Annotated in this window: 16 protein-coding genes and 1 tRNA gene; 10 read left to right on the top strand and 7 right to left on the bottom strand. The window is 59.4% G+C overall.

Features of this window, described 5'->3' with window-relative positions:
* Positions 1–108 precede the first annotated feature (108 nt).
* Entirely contained in the window at positions 109–1,392 is a 1,284-nt protein-coding gene (gene hisD, locus AC3WKX_RS19620) for a histidinol dehydrogenase (protein ID WP_008431521.1), read from the bottom strand.
* Positions 1,393–1,680: 288 nt separating this feature from the next.
* On the opposite strand from hisD, the gene AC3WKX_RS19625 reads away from it, so the two are divergent.
* Genes AC3WKX_RS19625 through AC3WKX_RS19635 form a run of 3 tightly spaced genes read left to right on the top strand, consistent with a single transcriptional unit; the run spans position 1,681 to position 5,812 of the window.
* Complete coding sequence (locus AC3WKX_RS19625) at positions 1,681–2,400, top strand: ThuA domain-containing protein (protein WP_102604521.1); 720 nt, start codon at positions 1,681–1,683, stop codon at positions 2,398–2,400.
* Positions 2,397–4,184, top strand: a complete 1,788-nt coding sequence (locus AC3WKX_RS19630) for a thiamine pyrophosphate-binding protein (protein WP_102604522.1) — start codon at positions 2,397–2,399, stop codon at positions 4,182–4,184. The genes AC3WKX_RS19625 and AC3WKX_RS19630 overlap by 4 nt, the downstream gene beginning before the upstream one ends.
* Positions 4,185–4,201: 17 nt before the next feature.
* Entirely contained in the window at positions 4,202–5,812 is a 1,611-nt protein-coding gene (locus AC3WKX_RS19635; RefSeq protein WP_102604523.1) for an FAD-dependent oxidoreductase, read from the top strand.
* A gap of 108 nt (positions 5,813–5,920) precedes the next feature.
* Here AC3WKX_RS19635 and AC3WKX_RS19640 read toward each other — a convergent pair whose 3' ends face one another.
* Together AC3WKX_RS19640 and AC3WKX_RS19645 are read right to left on the bottom strand one after the other, a co-directional pair.
* Positions 5,921–7,018, bottom strand: coding sequence for a LacI family DNA-binding transcriptional regulator (locus AC3WKX_RS19640; protein WP_008431528.1), 1,098 nt, complete (start codon positions 7,016–7,018; stop codon positions 5,921–5,923).
* Positions 7,019–7,073: 55 nt separating this feature from the next.
* Positions 7,074–8,201, bottom strand: a complete 1,128-nt coding sequence (locus tag AC3WKX_RS19645; protein WP_102604524.1) for an MFS transporter — start codon at positions 8,199–8,201, stop codon at positions 7,074–7,076.
* Between the two features lie 243 nt (positions 8,202–8,444).
* On the opposite strand from AC3WKX_RS19645, the gene AC3WKX_RS19650 reads away from it, so the two are divergent.
* Positions 8,445–9,707, top strand: a complete 1,263-nt coding sequence (locus tag AC3WKX_RS19650) for an MFS transporter (RefSeq protein ID WP_102604557.1) — start codon at positions 8,445–8,447, stop codon at positions 9,705–9,707.
* Between the two features lie 15 nt (positions 9,708–9,722).
* Here the strand turns inward: AC3WKX_RS19650 and AC3WKX_RS19655 are convergent, their stop codons facing one another.
* Complete coding sequence (locus AC3WKX_RS19655) at positions 9,723–10,472, bottom strand: hypothetical protein (protein WP_032898777.1); 750 nt, start codon at positions 10,470–10,472, stop codon at positions 9,723–9,725.
* 191 nt (positions 10,473–10,663) lie between these two features.
* On the opposite strand from AC3WKX_RS19655, the gene AC3WKX_RS19660 reads away from it, so the two are divergent.
* The gene (locus AC3WKX_RS19660; RefSeq protein WP_003219652.1) at positions 10,664–11,224 is read left to right on the top strand and encodes a fasciclin domain-containing protein; all 561 of its coding nucleotides are present in this window, start codon (positions 10,664–10,666) and stop codon (positions 11,222–11,224) included.
* Positions 11,225–11,280: 56 nt separating this feature from the next.
* Here AC3WKX_RS19660 and AC3WKX_RS19665 read toward each other — a convergent pair whose 3' ends face one another.
* On the bottom strand, positions 11,281–11,478 hold the full coding sequence (locus AC3WKX_RS19665) for a hypothetical protein (protein ID WP_023658951.1): 198 nt from the start codon (positions 11,476–11,478) through the stop codon (positions 11,281–11,283).
* Between the two features lie 598 nt (positions 11,479–12,076).
* Here AC3WKX_RS19665 and AC3WKX_RS19670 point away from each other — a divergent pair.
* The 4 genes from AC3WKX_RS19670 to AC3WKX_RS19685 all read left to right on the top strand — a co-directional run bounded on the left by AC3WKX_RS19670 (position 12,077) and on the right by AC3WKX_RS19685 (position 15,291).
* Entirely contained in the window at positions 12,077–12,379 is a 303-nt protein-coding gene (locus AC3WKX_RS19670; protein ID WP_102604525.1) for an ArsR/SmtB family transcription factor, read from the top strand.
* Between the two features lie 62 nt (positions 12,380–12,441).
* Positions 12,442–13,434: a zinc-dependent alcohol dehydrogenase family protein gene (locus tag AC3WKX_RS19675; protein WP_102604526.1), complete on the top strand. Its 993-nt coding sequence runs from the start codon at positions 12,442–12,444 to the stop codon at positions 13,432–13,434.
* Between the two features lie 40 nt (positions 13,435–13,474).
* Positions 13,475–13,732 (top strand): hypothetical protein, encoded by a 258-nt coding sequence (locus tag AC3WKX_RS19680; protein WP_102604527.1) that lies wholly within the window; start codon positions 13,475–13,477, stop codon positions 13,730–13,732.
* A gap of 230 nt (positions 13,733–13,962) precedes the next feature.
* Positions 13,963–15,291, top strand: a complete 1,329-nt coding sequence (locus tag AC3WKX_RS19685; RefSeq protein ID WP_102604528.1) for an OprD family porin — start codon at positions 13,963–13,965, stop codon at positions 15,289–15,291.
* Positions 15,292–15,417: 126 nt separating this feature from the next.
* Here the strand turns inward: AC3WKX_RS19685 and AC3WKX_RS19690 are convergent, their stop codons facing one another.
* On the bottom strand, positions 15,418–15,876 hold the full coding sequence (locus AC3WKX_RS19690; protein ID WP_003219642.1) for an Hsp20 family protein: 459 nt from the start codon (positions 15,874–15,876) through the stop codon (positions 15,418–15,420).
* 362 nt (positions 15,877–16,238) lie between these two features.
* Here AC3WKX_RS19690 and AC3WKX_RS19695 point away from each other — a divergent pair, with 362 nt between their 5' ends.
* Positions 16,239–17,150, top strand: coding sequence for a bifunctional GNAT family N-acetyltransferase/nucleoside diphosphate kinase regulator (locus AC3WKX_RS19695; protein ID WP_008431545.1), 912 nt, complete (start codon positions 16,239–16,241; stop codon positions 17,148–17,150).
* 248 nt (positions 17,151–17,398) lie between these two features.
* Here AC3WKX_RS19695 and AC3WKX_RS19700 read toward each other — a convergent pair.
* Positions 17,399–17,489, bottom strand: a tRNA-Ser gene (locus tag AC3WKX_RS19700).
* Positions 17,490–17,513 lie beyond the last annotated feature (24 nt).

A 17,513-nucleotide genomic window follows, 5' to 3' on the forward strand; every position in this document is an offset into this window, starting at 1 on the left:
CCGAGTGGTGGGGCAAGAGCGTTTTGCTTACTTTTGCGCTGTTCAAAAGTGAGCCGCTGTAAGAGCGGAACCAATAGAGGCCGTTACCCAAACAACGGATATGTACCCTCAACCGTGCTTCTTGTAACGACGAATCCGAATATCCGCCTGCTCCTTGTGCCCCGCAAACCCTTCCATCCCGCAAAGCCGCGAGCAGTATTCCCCTACCAACACCGAAGCCTCATCCGTCAGCACCCGCTGATACGTGCACGTCTTGATGAACTTGCCGACCCACAGCCCGCCGGTGTACCGCGCAGTCCCGGTGGTAGGCAATGTGTGGTTGGTCCCAATCACCTTATCGCCATAGGAAACGTTGGTGCGCTCACCAAGGAACAACGCGCCGTAATTGGTCATGTGCTCCAGGAAATACAACGGATCGCGGGTCATCACCTGCACGTGCTCGGAGGCGATGCGATCGGCTTCCTGCACCAGCTCGTCGACGCTGTCGCACAGGATGATTTCGCCATAGTCGCGCCAGGCGACAGAAGCAACCGGTGCGGTGGACAGGATCGCCAACTGCCGCTCGATCTCCGCCGGCAGGGTTTGCGCCAACTCCGCACTGTTCGTCAAAAACACCGCAGGCGAATTAACCCCATGCTCCGCCTGCCCCAACAAATCGGCAGCGATGATTTCAACATCGCTGCTGTCATCAGCAATCACCAGTGTCTCTGTAGGCCCGGCAATCAAGTCGATACCAATCTTGCCGAACAACTGACGCTTGGCCTCGGCCACATACGCATTACCCGGCCCAACGATCATATCCACCGGCTTGAACGTATCGGTGCCCAACGCAAACGCAGCAATCGCCTGCACCCCGCCCACGCAATAGATCTCATCGGCACCCGCCAAATACATCGCCGTCACAATGGCCGGATGAGGCTTGCCATCAAACGGCGGCGCGGCCGCAACAACGCGCTTCACCCCGGCCACCTTGGCCGTCAGCACGCTCATATGCGCCGACGCCAGCAACGGGTACTTGCCGCCCGGAATGTAGCAAGCCACCGAGTTCACCGGAATATTGCGATGCCCAAGGATCACGCCAGGCAAGGTCTCGACTTCCACATCGTGCATCGAGGCTTTTTGCACCTCGGCGAAGCGCCGGACCTGGGCCTGGGCAAAGGTGATATCGCCGATTTCCTGCTCGGACAGGCTCGCCACGCAGGCGGCAATTTCTTCGTCGCTCAGCCGGAAAGATACAGGCGACCACTGATCAAACTGCTTCGAATATTCACGTACGGCCGCATCGCCGTTACGGGCGACGTTGGCGATGATGCGCTCAACGGTATCGCGGACTTGGGCGGCAATCTCGGCTTGGGCTTCGACCGGTTTAGGCGTTTTCAGGTAACGAATCATCAGTGGCTCCAGGTGGTTCTTGAGGGCACGCGACATGCCCCCGGCATTGGCAACCATCTTTTCCTACCCCCCTGCCCCGGGCAATTTCGCAGCCTCCCTATTGGTGACGCAACCTGACGCAACACAGACGCAGTGTTGAAGCACTGCGGCGGGCTGCTGACGTTATTCGTATAACCCCGGATGAAAAACATGTAAGCCCCATTGACTTAGGGATTCGGAGTGATAGGTTAAATAAGCGGTTATACGTATAACCTAACAATCACACCCAACGTAAAGAGGTGATCAACCGTGAGTCGAGTCTTGTATCTATTCGGTGGCTGGCCCGGCCATTTCCCCTACGAAATTGCGACATGGGCGCGCACCGTTTTCCAGGAACTGGATTTCGAGGTCGAAGAGTCCACCGACATCTTCACACTGGACAGGGACTTGACCGGTTATGACCTGATCGTGATCGGCTGGAACAACGCCGTCACTACCGAGACGCTCACCGCGTCCCAGGAAAACCGCCTGCTGGAAGCGATCGAAAGCGGCACCGGCCTGGTGGGTTGGCACGGCGCAGGCGCGGCGTTTCGCGCCAGCCTCAAATATCACTGGGTGCTCGGCGGCTCATTCCTCGAACACCCGATGGGTGAAGGCTTTCCCCATCCGTACCAGGTCAACGTCATCGACCACAGCCACGAGGTGACCCAGGGCGTCGAGGATTTCGAGGTACGGTCCGAGCAGTACTACATGCAGGTCGACCCGAACATTCATGTGCTGGCTGAAACCACCTTCGACGGCAACCCCTTCCCCTGGCTCAACGGCCATCGCAGCCCGGTGGCCTGGGTGCGCCAGTGGGGCCAGGGGCGGGTGTTCTATCACTCCATCGGGCACGACACCAGCAACCTCGCCGACCCGAATATCCGCCGCCTGACCAAGCAAGGCCTGAACTGGGCGACACGCGGGCGTGCAGCCAGTACCGCCGAGGCAACCCCCTCCGTTTCATCAACCCAAGGAGTCCTGTCATGACTAAATTGACCGGCAGCCAGATCGTGGCTCAAACCCTGAAAAACTATGGCGTCGAATACGTCGCCGGTATTCCCGGCCACGGTATCTGGACCCTGACCGACGCCTTCCTCGAAGAAGACTCCAAGCTCAAGTTCATCCAGGTGTTCCATGAGCAGAGCGCGGTGCACCTCGCCGACGGTTACTACCGGGTGAGCGGCAAGCCGATGGCGGCAGTGACGTCCATCGGTGCCGGCGCCGCCAACACGGTAATCGGCATGGCCACCGCGTTTACCGACTCCACCAGCCTGATGCTGATCACCGGCGGGCCACCCACCCACATGCGTGGCCATGGCTTGCTGCAGGAGCTGGAGCGCTACACCGACAACGACTTCCCGAAAATCGCCGAGGCCGTGACCAAGCGTCATTGGGTGGCGACCCGTGTTGAAGAGTTGCCGTTCATGATGCACCGCGCCTGGAGCGCAATGGTCACCGGACGCCCGGGGCCGGTGCACCTGGAAATCCCGATGGATGTGCAGGCCGAGGCCGCTGAAGTGACCCTGCATGCCCTCGAAGAGCGCACCCCGATCGGCAAATGCTTCCCGGACCCGGCAGCCACCGCACGCGCAGTGGAAGAGCTGAAACTGAGCAAGCGCCCGGTGCTGGTGATCGGCGGCGGCGTGATTACCGGCGAAGCCAGCGCGGAATTGTTCGCCCTGGCCGAAGCCTGGAAGATCCCGGTGGTCACCACCTGGAACGGCAAGAGCGGCTTCCCGGAAGATCACCCGTTGTTCGCCGGCAGTGTCGGCCAGACCGGCACCCTGTGCGGCAATAAAGTCGCGTCCACCGCAGACGTGATCATCGCCGTGGGCTGCCGTTTCACCGACTGGTCGTCGTCCAGCTACGCCAAGGGCGTGACCTTCGCGATCCCGCCGTCGAAGCTGATCCACATCGACATCGACCCGCATGAAATCGGCAAGAACTACCCGGTGACCGTGGGCATTTGTGCCGACGCCAAATACGCCCTCGCCGCCATTGTCGAAAGCCTGAAAGGCGAGACGGTTGAGCGCGAAGAGTACCTGAGCGACCTGCGCGGTTATCAGGAAGAATGGGAAACCAAACTGGCGGGCCGTCGTGACTCCGATCGCTTTCCGTTCACCTCGCAACGCCCCCTCGGCGCGCTGCGCAAAGTGTTCCCGCGGGACACCATCGTGGTGGTTGGCTCGGGCAACACCCAGGGCGCGGTCAAGCAGACCTTCCCGGTCTATACGCCACGTACCCACCTGACCTCCGGCGGCTTCTCGTCCATGGGCTGGGCCGTACCTGCGGCCATCGGTGCGAAGCTGGCGGCGCCTGACCAGCCGGTGGTGTGCATCCTCGGGGATGGCGATTTCCTGATGACCTCCCAGGAAATTGCGATCTGCGTGACCAACAATATCCCTGTGGTGTTCCTGATCCAGAACAACGCCGGCTACATGTCGATTCGCGGTGGCCAGCGCAAGCAGACCAGCCGCCATATCGGCACTGAGTTCAACCACCCGGACGGCACGCCCTACAGCCCGGACTTCAAGGCGGTGGGCGAAGCCTTCGGCCTCAAATCCTACCGTGTGGAGCGCCCGGAAGACCTTGAGCCTATCCTGCAGGAAGCGCTGGATTTGAATGTGCCGGTGCTGATCGAAGTACCCACCGACCGCGATGCGGCGGGCCCTTGGGTGCCCGGCTGGTGGGACTTCCCGATTCCGGAATACATCACCGACGAACGCCAGGATGAGTACTGGCAAATCCGTAATTCCGAACAACACCTGTAAATGCCGGAGCGGCTCACATGAGTGATGCATTGATTTCGCATCATGCAGAGCTGAATCCACAACCGGGGGCGCCGCGCGAACCGCGCGCCCTCGACGTGGTGACACCTGATGCAGATGGCACGATCAACTGTGACGTGGTGATTATCGGCTCGGGCATGGGCGGTTCAACCTTCGCCCATGCCCTGCGTGACAGCGGGCTGGATATTGTGATCGTCGAACGAGGGGATTTCCTGCCCCGGGAAATCCAGAACTGGAGCGCTGAAGCGGTGTTCGGCCAAGGACGCTATCGCAATGCCGAACCGTGGCTGGACCAGGCCAACCAAGCATTTTCGCCGGGGGTGTTTTATTACGTCGGCGGCAACACCAAATTCTACGGCGCCATGCTGCCACGGTTTCGCGAGGCGGACTTTGGCGAGATCCAGCATGCCGAGGGCGTGTCGCCTGCGTGGCCCGTCAGCTACGCCGAGTTTGAACCCTGGTACGCCGAAGCGGAAAAACTCTACCGCGTGCATGGTCAGGCCGGCATTGACCCAAGCGAACCCTGGCGTTCAGGACCCTTCCCGCAACCGGCACTCAAGCACGACCCGGCCCTGGTTGCGCTGGAGCAAAGCATGCAGCGTGCCGGACTCAAGCCGTTCGTGATGCCGGCGGCGGTGGACTATGGCGATGGCGGCGATTGCGTATTGTGCTCAACCTGCGATGGCTATCCGTGCCTGGTGGAGGCCAAGGCCGACGCCGAAGTTTCTGCGCTCATGCCCGCCCTGCGCAGTGGCAGCATTCGGCTGATGACTCGCACCACGATCCGGCAGCTGAACACCGATAACGATGGCAAAACCGTGACTCAAGCGCGGGGTCTGTTCGATGGACGCGAGGTGACACTGCGTGCCAAACGCTTCGTGCTGGCGTGCGGCGCAGTCAACAGCGCGGCATTGCTATTCAAGTCTGCGAACGCTCAACATCCTCATGGGCTGGGCAATAGCTCCGGGCAGTTGGGGCGTAACTACATGGTGCACAACAGCACCTTCATGCTGGCGGTGGACCCGCGACGCAAGAACAACGTGACCTTCCAGAAAACCCTGGCCATCAACGACTGGTACAGCGCCAGCCCGCACAACGCATTCCCCTTGGGTAACGTGCAGATGCTGGGGAAAATCCGCGAGCCGATGATCAGTGCCATGCGGCCCTGGCTGCCGAAATTCGCTTCACGCTATATCACTGACCACAGCGTAGACCTGTACCTGACCTCGGAAGATCTGCCGACCCAGGACAACCGCGTCACCTACGACACACAGCGCGGTGCGATCAAGGTTCACTGGACGCCGAACAACCTCAAGGCCCATGAAGGACTGGTGAGCAAGGCCACCCAAACCATGCGTGATGCAGGGTATCCGCTGATCCTCAAGGCGCGCATGGGCATCGCGACGAACTCCCACCAGTGCGGCACTGCCGTGATGGGCAAGGACCCAACCACCAGCGTGCTGGACCTGAACTGCAAGCTGCATGACCTGGAGAATGTATGGGTGGTGGACAGCTCGTTCTTCCCGTCGTCGGCGGCGGTTAATCCGGCACTGACCATCGCGGCGAATGCCCTCAGAGTAGCGGCACACTTCAAGGGGCAGCCCGGGTAAAGGTGGGAGCTGGCTTGCCTGCGATGCAGTCGACTCGGTCTGTCAGTGGTATTGAGTCGATGCCATCGCAGGCAAGCCAGCTCCTACAGCGATCCCTTAACAACGGGATCAGGCGTCTGCCTGCTGGATACTGCGGGTCGAGGTACGCACCACCAGCTTGGTGGCGAAAATCTTCTGCTCGGGCGCCAGCGGCGCATCAGCCGGGGCATTCAATTGCTCGGTCAGCATGCGTGCGGCGTACACGCCCTTCTCCACCATGGGTTGCGCAATGGTGGTCAAACCGAGTTGCACCGCCTCGGGAATATCGTCGAAGCCGATCACCGAAAGTGTCTGCGGCACTTGGCGACTGAGGGCGTGGGCGGTTTTCATGCAGGCAATCGCCATCACATCCGAGCACGCCACCACTGCCGTGACGTCGTTGGAGGTCAGCAATGTGAACGCTGCGGCCTGGCCGGACGTGGAATCCAGCCCACCGGCCTCGATCACGCTCAGGTCTTCAAACGCCAGGCCCGCGGCGGTGGCCGCCTCCACGTAACCGGTGAGGCGTTCGCGGACAATCCGCTCACTGGCACTTTTGAAGCGTTGCAGGTCAATCGGGCCGCGGTAACCATCCGGGTTGAGGCGGTCAATGATGACGCCGATCTTGCGGTGGCCCAGGTCCAGCAGATGCTGCATTTGCGTGCGAGCCGCACCGCGATCGTCGATGCCGACAAAAAACGAATTCTCGACCAGCGGCGAGTCGATCACCACGAACGGAATACTGTGCTTCACCACCGCCAGCACCGCCGGGTGATCATCGGGCAGGGTCGAGATAATCAGGCCATCCACCAGCCCGCGCAGGGCCAGGCTACCGTGGCTCGCCGCCGGGCCCCGGCCCACCAGGCGGTTGTTGTTGAGCGGAAACAGTGTCAGTGCGACATTTTCCAACTCGCCCACTTCACTGATGCCGCGCAGCATGGCGATGGTGCACGGGTCGGCAAAGGCCAGGGACAACTTGTCCATCATCATCAACCCGATGGCGCCGATCTTGCCCGAGCGCAGGCTGCGGCCCAGCACATTGGGGCCCGGGTAGCCCAATGAAGCGGCCACCTCGAGGATATGCTCGCGCTGGGCCGGGGACAGTTTGGAAGGTCGGTTGTAGGCGTAAGACACCGCAGGCTGGGACACCCCTGCCGCCAGTGCTACGTCTTTCATTGAAACGGCCATCGCTTGCTTCCCAATCCTTTTGAAACCTCATGCGAGGTCATGAAAAAACAGGCGCTCAGTGTACCCGTTGAGGGGAAACCTTCGGAACCAGTCGTGTGGCACTGAACATGATTGCGACCATCAGCGAGGCAACCGCCAGCAGCGCCCAGGATAGATTCGTCGCGTGGGCGAACAAGCCGATCACCGCCGGGCCCATCAGGATACCCAGATAACCGAGGCTGGTGGCAGCGGCAATCGCCAGTTCCCCCGGCATGGTCTTTTGCGCGCCCGCCAGCGACAGGTACACCGGCGCGATGTTGGCCAAACCGATGCCGATGACCGCAAACCCCACCAGGTTCACCTGCCAGTTCGTCGCGAGCACCACCGTGAGAAAGCCCAGGATTACAATCAGGCCACCGCCCACCAGTACTAGCCGGGCGCCGAGCCTGAGCAGAATCCGGTCGCCACTCAAGCGCCCCAACGCCATCATCACGGCGAAGCAGGCGTAGCCCAGGCCTGCAATGGAAGGCTCGACATCACGCACCTGGGTCAGGAACACCGCGCTCCAGTCGAGAATCGCACCTTCGGCCAGGAACGCGAACAGGCACAGCATCCCCAGCACCAGGACTTTACGCGTGGGCCGCACAAAGATCGGGCTGCCCTCTTCGCCGCTGCGCCCGAGCATCTGGCGCCCGTAACTCAGGACAAACGCAGCCAGTGCCGCCATCACCGCGCCGCTGGCCAGCAACGGCGTGGCGCCCAGCCAGAGCAGCGCGGTGATCCCCGCCGCACTGACAATCGTGCCCAGGCTGAACAAGCCATGAAAACCCGACATCAAGGACCGCCCGGTCGCACGCTCAACCATCACGCCCTGTACGTTCATCGTCACATCCACTGCGCCGCACCCTGCACCGAACACGGTCAGGGCAAACATCAAGCCCAAGAATGAATGTGTGGTCGCCAGCAGAGGCAGCGTCAGAAACACCAGGGCGATGCCGATGTGCATGGTAAAGCGGCAACCTTTGCGGGCGTTCAGGATGCCCGCCAGCGGCATCATCACCAGTGAGCCGAGGCCCAGGCACAGCAACAGGATGCCCAATGCGCCGTCGTCCACCCCGGCCCGGCTGCGCGCATAGGGAACCAGCGGCGCCCAGGCGCCCATGCACAGGCCGGACAGCAGAAACGTCAAGCGGTAGGCCGACATATGCGGCGTGGAGCACGGCAATAACAACTCTTGAGACGACACGGAAACCCCAATACCTGAACAGTTGGAGTTATACGTATAACTTAAAACTCAAGCGCCAGCCACTGCCTTGTTACTGTTACATATTCTGGATTGATAAAGCATTGACAGCCCACAGGGTGCAGGTTTTACTTCCGCAAGGTTATTCGTATAACCCAAAATTGCATAACCACCCCACAAAAACAAAAGGGACCATGCAGCGTGATAAGCACTTTCCAGAAAACCCCGATCCCCCCGCGTATTCGCAAGGCACGTATCGCCACCTTTCTCGGCTTCATGATGATCGGCGCCATGATGTACATCTGGTCCACCGGTGTAAGCGTGTTCAGGACCCAGCTTGGCCTGACGGGAGAACTCGGGGACTCGAGTTTCGGCCTGATTGCCCTCGGGGTCGGGGTCGGCTCCGCAGCCGGTGCGCTGCTGGTCGGGCGGCTGCTGGACACCTTCGGCGCCAAGCCGGTAATTACCCTTGGCGCCCTCGCCTATCCCCTTTCGATTATCCCGCTGGGCTTCGTCAACGGTTTCTGGTTTGCGCTGTGTTTCGGCTCTGTGCTGGGGCTGTTGCGCGGCGCCCTGGATACCGCCTTGAATGCCCACGGCGTGCAGGTTGAACGGTTTTATCGACGCTCGATCATGTCCGGCTTCCATGCCTTCTATTCCCTGGGCGGCTTCCTGCTGGGCATGGCATGCAGTTGGCTGACCCGGTTCTACACCGACAGCGTGCTGGTGCCTTACACCGTACTGGGCCTGGCGATGTTTATTCTGGGCTGTGTGTTCAGCCGATGGTTGCTGGGCAAGCATGATGTGCCCGACGCCCAGCTCGACGACTGGCAAGCCGGCACCCAGTCCCGGGACGAGACCGGCAAGGGCCCTTCGGCCAAGACGCTGCTGGTGATGATCGCTCTCGGCACCTTGCTGCTGGGCAGCATGATGGGCGAAAACGCAATTGCCGACTGGGGCCAGGAATACATTCGCCGGGAGTTCGCGACCACCACCTCGACCGCAGGCATGGCGGTCTCACTGTTCGTCGGTGCGTCATTCGTGGGGCGCCTTTTTGGCGACCGCCTGGCCGCTGCGTTCGGTAATGCGCAGGTGGTGTTTGGATGCGGTACGTTGTGCGTCCTCGGCATGATCACCACGATATTGGGCGGTACGGCCGTGACCGGCGTTGTCGGCTTCGCGTTGTTTGGCCTCGGCCTTTCGTGCATCGCACCGTTGATGATCTCCGCCGCCGGGCGCCGGGACCCGGCACATGCCGGGCGCAATATCGGCATCGTCAACTGCATCGGATTTTCCGGGATGCTGGTGGGCCCCGCCGTCATCACCGTCATCGTCAGCAACTTCGGCCTGAGCAAGCTGATGTTCTTCCCGCTGGTGATGCTCGGTTTGCTCGCGACGTTCGGCCCACTGCTGATGCGCGCGCCGAAGAAAACCGTTGCCCGCGGCAAAGCGCAAACCGAGGTGTGAGGGAGGCCCGCATCGTCACTGCACCGGCAGGAAATTCATCAGCAGCAAGCTTTGCGCGTAGTTGAGCCCGATGCGCCGGTAGCGTTCGTCGAGCATCTGGGTCAACAGGTCGAGGCGCGCGACGATCTTGCCGAACTCCACGGCAAAGCTGAGGTTGCTGCCCGCCTCCGAGATCTCGTTGGAGAACAGCAACAGCGATCCATTGGCATCCTGGCGCTGACTGAGCAGCCAAGTGGCCTTCTCGATATTGCGCGCGGCATTGCTGACGAACTGCGGGTTGATCGAGTCCGTTATATAAAACTCGGTGCGCCCGCCGTGTGCCGTCACCAGCATGCTGCCGATCGCGTAGATGAAGGCGCCTACCCGGTCGCCGCGAAACTCCGGGCTCAGGGAATAGCTCAGCGCCGCCAGGTCGCGACGATCCCCCAGGGCGGGCAGTGGTTGGCGAAGTTCGATGGCCTGGCGGATTTGCCGGGCGGCGGTCACCGCGTCGGTGTAACCCGATTGACGCCACTGGTTGGGGTTGCGCAGGTAGAGCTTGCTCATCAGCAGATACAGGCTTTGCAGGTTGTCGCGCATGCTCAGGGTGGCCATGCGATCAACGCTGGTCTGGAAGAACTCGTCGGGCTTGCCGTTGCTGAACTGCGTGGCAATATCGCGCCCCTGCTGCTGGCTGCAACCATTGGCGCAAAGCATCAAAACCGCAGCCAGCCACAGCGGCTGACGCATCCATCGGGTGATAAAAACAGGTAACGTGCGATCCATCGGCACCAGGTCTGGGTCTGCTGTCCACGCCGGAAATTAGTGTGGTCGGGACAGAGATAGATCGGAAGAACGGGAAAAAGTGCAGTGAGGGCGGCAAACCAATAATTTTTCCAGAGGTGCATCCACTTTGATCCTTGGTACGTAGATTCAATACCCTCACCCGGAGGGCACAAGCACCAAGGAGATACATCATGCACGCCATCTACAAAAAAATTGCTGCCGTTGCCTGCTTTACGATCCTCTCCGTCACCACATCCCTAAGTTTTGCCGCCGACACCGTAATGGTGGGCGGCGCGGCGATGTATCCGACGAAAACCATCGTCGAAAACGCAGTCAACTCAAAGGACCACACCACTCTGGTGGCGGCGGTCAAGGCAGCCGGACTGGTGGATACCCTTAACAGCAAAGGCCCGTTCACCGTATTCGCACCGACCAACGAAGCTTTCGCCAAGCTCCCCGCAGGCACCGTGGATACGCTTGTGAAACCTGAGCACAAAGCCGATCTCACAAAAATCCTGACCTATCACGTGGTGGCTGGCACTCATACCTCTGCACAACTGATGGCCGACGCCAAGAAGAACGGCGGTACCGTGATGTTGAAAACCGTGCAGGGTGAGTCGCTGACGATCAAGCTGCATGACGGCAAATTGTGGGTGGTGGATGCCAAGGGTGGCAAGGCCAGCATCAGCATTGCGGATGTGATGCAGTCCAATGGCGTGATTCATGTGGTTGATTCGGTGCTGATGCCGTAATCGTCGCTTGACACCGAAAAGCCCGACGCAGTGTGCGTCGGGCTGATTCGGATGCTTCAGTTGTCGGGGTGTTCACTCGCGACAGAATCAGCTGCATCCACATCCGACATATCCTCTTCCAGAGGGGCATCATCGTCCGGTGGTAGAGGCGCTTCAGGTTGATCGCGCCGAGGATCATGCCCGGTTTCATTGTCTGTACCGCGCGTTACGCCTTGCTGGGATACATTCCCAGGGGCCTTCTCGTTAATTTCCATGCTGGCTCTCCGTTCTAGCGCGGGATGTCCGTGCTTGAACATGAGAAACGGTGCGGTGTCGCGAGTGCCGGACGATGGACGAACGGTGGGGATCAATTTCATAACGGCCCTAACGCTCCGAGAGACTCTATCCACCGCAGGATCGCGGGTTTCTCTGCTGGTTTTTCGCCAATGCAACACACCTCCGGGTCGGTGAGAGAACACCAGACAGACACCGGGTCTCCCACTCGCAAGCCATACGAAGCTTTACGAAGCGTCGTCGTTGACCAAGCGTCAACCGTCTCGTTGAGAGACTTGTGAAAGTGCTGCCCATTGACGCTATAGCTGAAGCTCATGAATTGGCGTCCGGCCCACGATGCCTCACGCCCGACGAAGGTTACGTAGCCAGGCACCACCTGCCCCGCGTCCATGGCACTCATGAGTTCTCTCCTGAAAGCAGCCCGGAAACACGTTTGTTTTTTGTGCTTTTACACTGTTATAGCTCAGAGGCCCGCAGCGCGACAGGTCCTTGGTCGCCGCCTACGGTGAGGCCTGAAACTGACTACCCTTTATATCTGACACACATTGACATATCGATAATTCTCAATATGATCACGCCATGGACTTACTCGAAATATTCAAAGCCCTCTCAAACCAGACACGCCTCGAAATCCTGAAAGGTTTGAAGGACCCCGAGAAGAACTTCCCTGCACAAGATGAAGGGGACGTTCACACGGTGGGCGTGTGCGTCAGCAGTATTCAGGAAGGCATCGGGCTCTCGCAGTCGACGGTGTCCGGTTACCTGGCAACGCTGCAACGGGTGGACCTGGTCGAAGTCAGGCGCATCGGCCAGTGGACTTACTACAAGCGCAATGAAGCCACCATCCGCAGGCTTGCCGAGATAATAGGGAAAGATTTGTAGTTTTTTTATCACAGAATATCGAGATTTCGCGATATCCCTTTTTGTCGAAACGAGGAAATGCAATGAAGGCGTTGATACTCAAGTCATTTGGCGGCCCGGAATCATTCGAACTTCGCGACGTTCCCAAGCCCGTTCCGCACACGGGGCAAGTCCTGGTCCGCGTACACGCAACCTCCATCAACCCGCTGGATTACCAGGTCCGACGTGGCGACTACGTTGACCTGGTGCTGCTACCGGCGATTACCGGGCATGACGTATCGGGGGTCGTTGAGGAAGTCGGGCCGGGGGTTACGTCCTTCGCGCCAGGCGACGAAGTCTGGTACACCCCGCAAATATTTGACGGACCCGGCAGCTATGCCGAATACCACGTGGCGGCCGAAGGCATTATCGGGAAGAAGCCCCCTGCCCTGAGTCACCTTGAAGCGGCAAGCCTGAGCCTGGTCGGCGGCACCGCCTGGGAAGCGCTGGTGGTGCGTGCAGCCCTCAGGGTGGGAGAAAGCATCCTGGTGCACGGCGGCGCGGGCGGCGTCGGCCATGTGGCGATCCAACTGGCGAAAGCCATTGGCGCCCAGGTGTTCACCACCGTACGCGACGTCAATGTCGAGTTCGCGCGAAGCCTGGGTGCGGACGTAATCATCGACTACGAAAAGGAAGATTACGTCGACGCCATCCTGCGGGAAACGGGTGGCCGTGGCGTTGATGTGGTGTTCGATACCATCGGCGGCACCACATTGTCCCGTAGCCCGGACGCGCTTGCGCAACTGGGTCGCGTGGTCACGATTGTGGACACGGCGCACCCCCAGAACCTCGTCCAGGCCTGGGGCAGGAACGCGAGTTATCACTTCGTCTTCACACGACAGAACCGCGGCAAGCTGGATGAAATGAGCGCACTGATCGCCAACGGTCAACTGCGGCCACACGTTGGCGCGGTCTATTCCCTTGCCGACATCCCGCTCGCCCATTCCCGCCTGGAAAGCCCCAACAACGGCATTCAAGGGAAAATCGCGATTGCCGTGTCCGCCGGCTTACAGGAGGATTGGCGCAACGGTGCTTGAGCTGATCGCACTGAACCACTTTTTTGGAGAGCACGGGTAAATGGCAGAACTGATGGAAAGGCTCGACGGCCCAAGGACCGCACAGCAGGAACTGTTCTACGACCTCGAAGATGCGACGGCCGTTATCGCCTGGTCGGTCAATCAATTGGCCACTATCGCCGGGGTCGCCAAATCACCCGACGAAGCAGTCGCCCTGATGAAGATGGGTGCACTGCTCGCGGCTCAGCAGGAAAAGCTCAGCGGGTACGCGGATGAGGTGAAGGCCGGAAGGATTGTGCGAGGAGAGGATCACTCGTGATAAATACGCTACGCACCCAACAACCTTTCACATCCCTTTCACACTCGAGCGCTTATCGTCACTCCAGCTCCTAAGTGAACACCTTTAAGCCCGCACTCCCCATCGCGGGCTTTTCTTTGCCTGGAATTTGGTAAAAGGGATATCAAAACCTTCATCCAGTTTCATTTGTTGATGGCCTGGGCTGTCGCCTTAATGCTCCCACACGAACTCGTGCACAGGAGCAAAATATAATGAAAAAACGTCAACCGTTACTTCAGCTCAATACCTTGGCCGTGGCGCTGGCATTTGCCTTGCCGGCCATGAGCTATGCCAGCGATCAGTCCGACTCCAAGGGCTTTGTCGCCGACAGCAGCTTGAATATCCTCAACCGCAACGTGTTCTGGAACCAGAACGGAAGCAGCGCCCACACCCGTGACTGGAGCCAGGCGCTGATGGCAACCTACAGCTCGGGCTTCACCCAAGGCACCATCGGCATCGGCATCGATGCGTTTGCCGACCTGGCATTGCGCATCGACGGGGACACCGACCGTGCCGGCGGCCCGACCATACCCTCCGACGCCAATGGCAATCCGGATCGAGGCTATGCGAAGGCCGGCGGAGACATCAAGTTCCGTGTTTCCAACACCACACTCAAGATCGGCGACTTGCAACCCACGTCGCCGGTGTTTGCCACCGCCGATAACTACCTGATGCCCCAGACCGCATCAGGCTTCCAGATCGACAGCCATGAAATCACCGGCCTGAACCTGGAGGCCGGCCATTACACCTCCGGCACCGGTAACACCACCACCTCGCGCAGCGGCGACATTCTCGCCAGCTATGCAGGCGTGGAAGCGTCGTCGGCCAGCTTCGCGGGGGGCAAATACCAGTTCAGCAAGGAATTCACCGCGTCGCTGTACGGAGCACACCTGGAAGACGTGTGGAATCAGTACTACGTCAACCTGAACCTTGTTCATCCACTGACCGATGACCAATCCGTCGCGCTGGACTTCAACCTCTATCGCACACTGGACGACGGCAGCGCCAAGGCCGGGACCATCGACACAACCGCAGCCTCGCTGGCGGCTGCCTACACCCTGGGTGCACAGACCTTCACCCTGGCCGGGCAGAAAGTGCATGGTGACGAGCCGTTCGACTACGTCGGCTTTGGGGAGACCAATGCCGGCGTCGGTGCCGGGCGCTACGGCAACTCGATCAACCTGGCTGACTCGGTGCAATACTCCGACTTCAACGGCCCGGGCGAGCGGTCCTGGCAGATGCGCTATGACCTGGACATGGGAGCCTTTGGCGCCCCCGGCCTGAGCTTCATGGCCCGCCATATTCGCGGTGCTGGCATCGACGGTACGCATACCCCCGGCAATTCGGCCTACACCGGGTTCTATGGCGCCAACGACCAGGAACACGAAACCGACGCCGAAGTGAAATACGTCGTGCAGAGTGGCCCGGCCAAGAAGCTGTCCTTCCGCCTGAGGGAAGCCTGGCACGATGGTGATGCGTCCACCGGGGGGCATCTGGTGCAGACACGCCTGATTACCGAGTACCCGTTGAATATCTTCTAAACAGGCGGGAGTGCCCGGTTGATGGATCTACCGGGTACTCTGCGTGCCAGGTATTGATCGGCAGGCGTCTTGATTCCACACACAAAAAAAGGCGCTACCAAGAGCGCCTTTTTTGTTACCGCTGACTTATTGCAAACTAACCTGACGCAGTTCGGGCTCTTTCCCGCTACCAATCGTGATGCGCTTGGGCTTGGCCTCTTCAGGAACCACGCGCAGCAAGTCGATGCTTAACAGCCCGTTGTTCATCGAAGCACCGCGCACCTCGATATGATCTGCCAGCCGGAACGACAGCCGAAATGCTCGTTGCGCGATGCCCTGGTGCAGATAAGTGACTGCTTTCTCGGTTTCGCGCTTGTCGCCAACGACTGTCAAAACGCCCTTCTCGACCTGTATATCCAGATCCGCTTCAGTAAGCCCAGCGACAGCAATGACAATGCGATATTCGTCATCACCGTGCTTTTCCACATTGTGAGGCGGATAAGTGTTCGGAGCCTCGCTGCGAAGCGCCGACTCAAACAGGTCATTGAAGCGATCGAAGCCCACGGATTGACGGAACAAAGGGGCCAACGAAAGGGTAGTAGCCATCTCAAAATCTCCTGATTAAATCCAAGTGATTAAGTGCGCGACCCGCATTCGGCGTCGCGTGATAAAAATTTATGTTCGCCGGGAAAATTTTCAAGAGGGCAGATAAAATTTTTTACATTTGAGTGCCAGCCGGGAACGGCTTGCTCGGTTGGATAGACAGGCCGCCCTCAGGCTGCGATGCGTAGTCAGCCCACCTTTCTCTTGAGTGCTTGCCTGGGTCGGGTTCAGCAAGCGGTGGCTTCTTGGAACTCTCTGGCATGTTCGCCATTACTCGCGGCATGTCTTAAAATATCCGGTTGCCGAAGAACCGCCATGACATATCCATGAAGGGCTTCAATCCTTTACAAATAAGTGTGGTCAAGATGAACAAGCCTTTCATTTCGCTGTGCCCTGAAATTACGCGGGCGCACGCGCTGACGTTGGTGGATTGGTTAGAGGATGAACGCATCACCTGCTACCTGAGCGATTCGCGTCATGTCTCCCGCTCCATTGAGCAAGTCATTGATCGGACTCAGTTGCCGATCCTGACTCATCTATTCAACCAGGGCGGCAGATTCTTTATGGCCTATGACCGGCATGACGCCCCGGTGGGCTTTGTCCGTCTCATCAAGACCGGCTCAAATTGCGAGATTGTCCTGGTCATCGGAGACAGCGACAAATGGGGCCGGAACCTGGGCGCCAGCACGATCCGCGAAGGCATGAAACTGGCCTTCCTCGACATGCGGGCCGAGAAGCTCATCGCCAAGATTCACCCGGACAACTCGCGCTCGCTGAAAGCCTTTCTGCGCAGCGGCTTTATGCTGGAGAGCGAAACGCCGACATTGACGTCATTTTCCATGACGGCGGCAAGCTATTTCCAGTTCTTGCGCGAAGGCGCCGGTGGCGACTCCACCAGGATCTACATCACTGAAATCGACAAGGCCAGGCTCGAGGATCTGATCGCGTTCGAGCAAGGCCCGGCGGTTGTTGAACTCGAACATGAGCTTGAGCGGGCCATTGTCGTCAAGCCGCAGCAGGTGGCGTGCAATGTCATCACGATGAACTCCAGGGCCTTGCTGCAACTGGACGATGAAGAGTTCGAAGTGGCCTTGGTCTACCCTGAAGACGCGGACAGCAACGCAGCAAAGCATTCCGTGTATTCCGACATAGGCACCGCCATCCTTGGCTATCAGGAGGGAGACGCCATCGACTGGCGAATTGCTGACCGGACCCGCCGGATTGAGATCAAGAAAGTGCTTTACCAGCCGGAGGCTGCGGGCGACTTCCACCTGTAATTGCGCCTTTTCTCAGTAACGAATCACGCCAGTCAGCGCGCCCGGCTTGGGTGCCTGACTTCTCCAGCGTGAACTGATAACCGAGACGGTTATCGGCGCGGGGGGTGAGATCGTGAAACCTACCCGCTGACGCCCACTTTTTGCAGAGTTGCGGAAACTGCCTGAAATGATACGGAAACGATTAGAGGTGTATTCCTGAACCCCAGAAACGCAAAAGCCCCGCAATAGCGGGGCTCTTGAGTAAATCTTGGCGGGAAACCAGGGATTCGAACCCTGGAGACGCTATTAACGTCCGCCGGTTTTCAAGACCGGTGCATTCAACCACTCTGCCAATTTCCCTTGTGCAACACAGGATTAGCGTAG

It is taken from the genome of Pseudomonas sp. GP01-A4, from assembly GCF_058780865.1.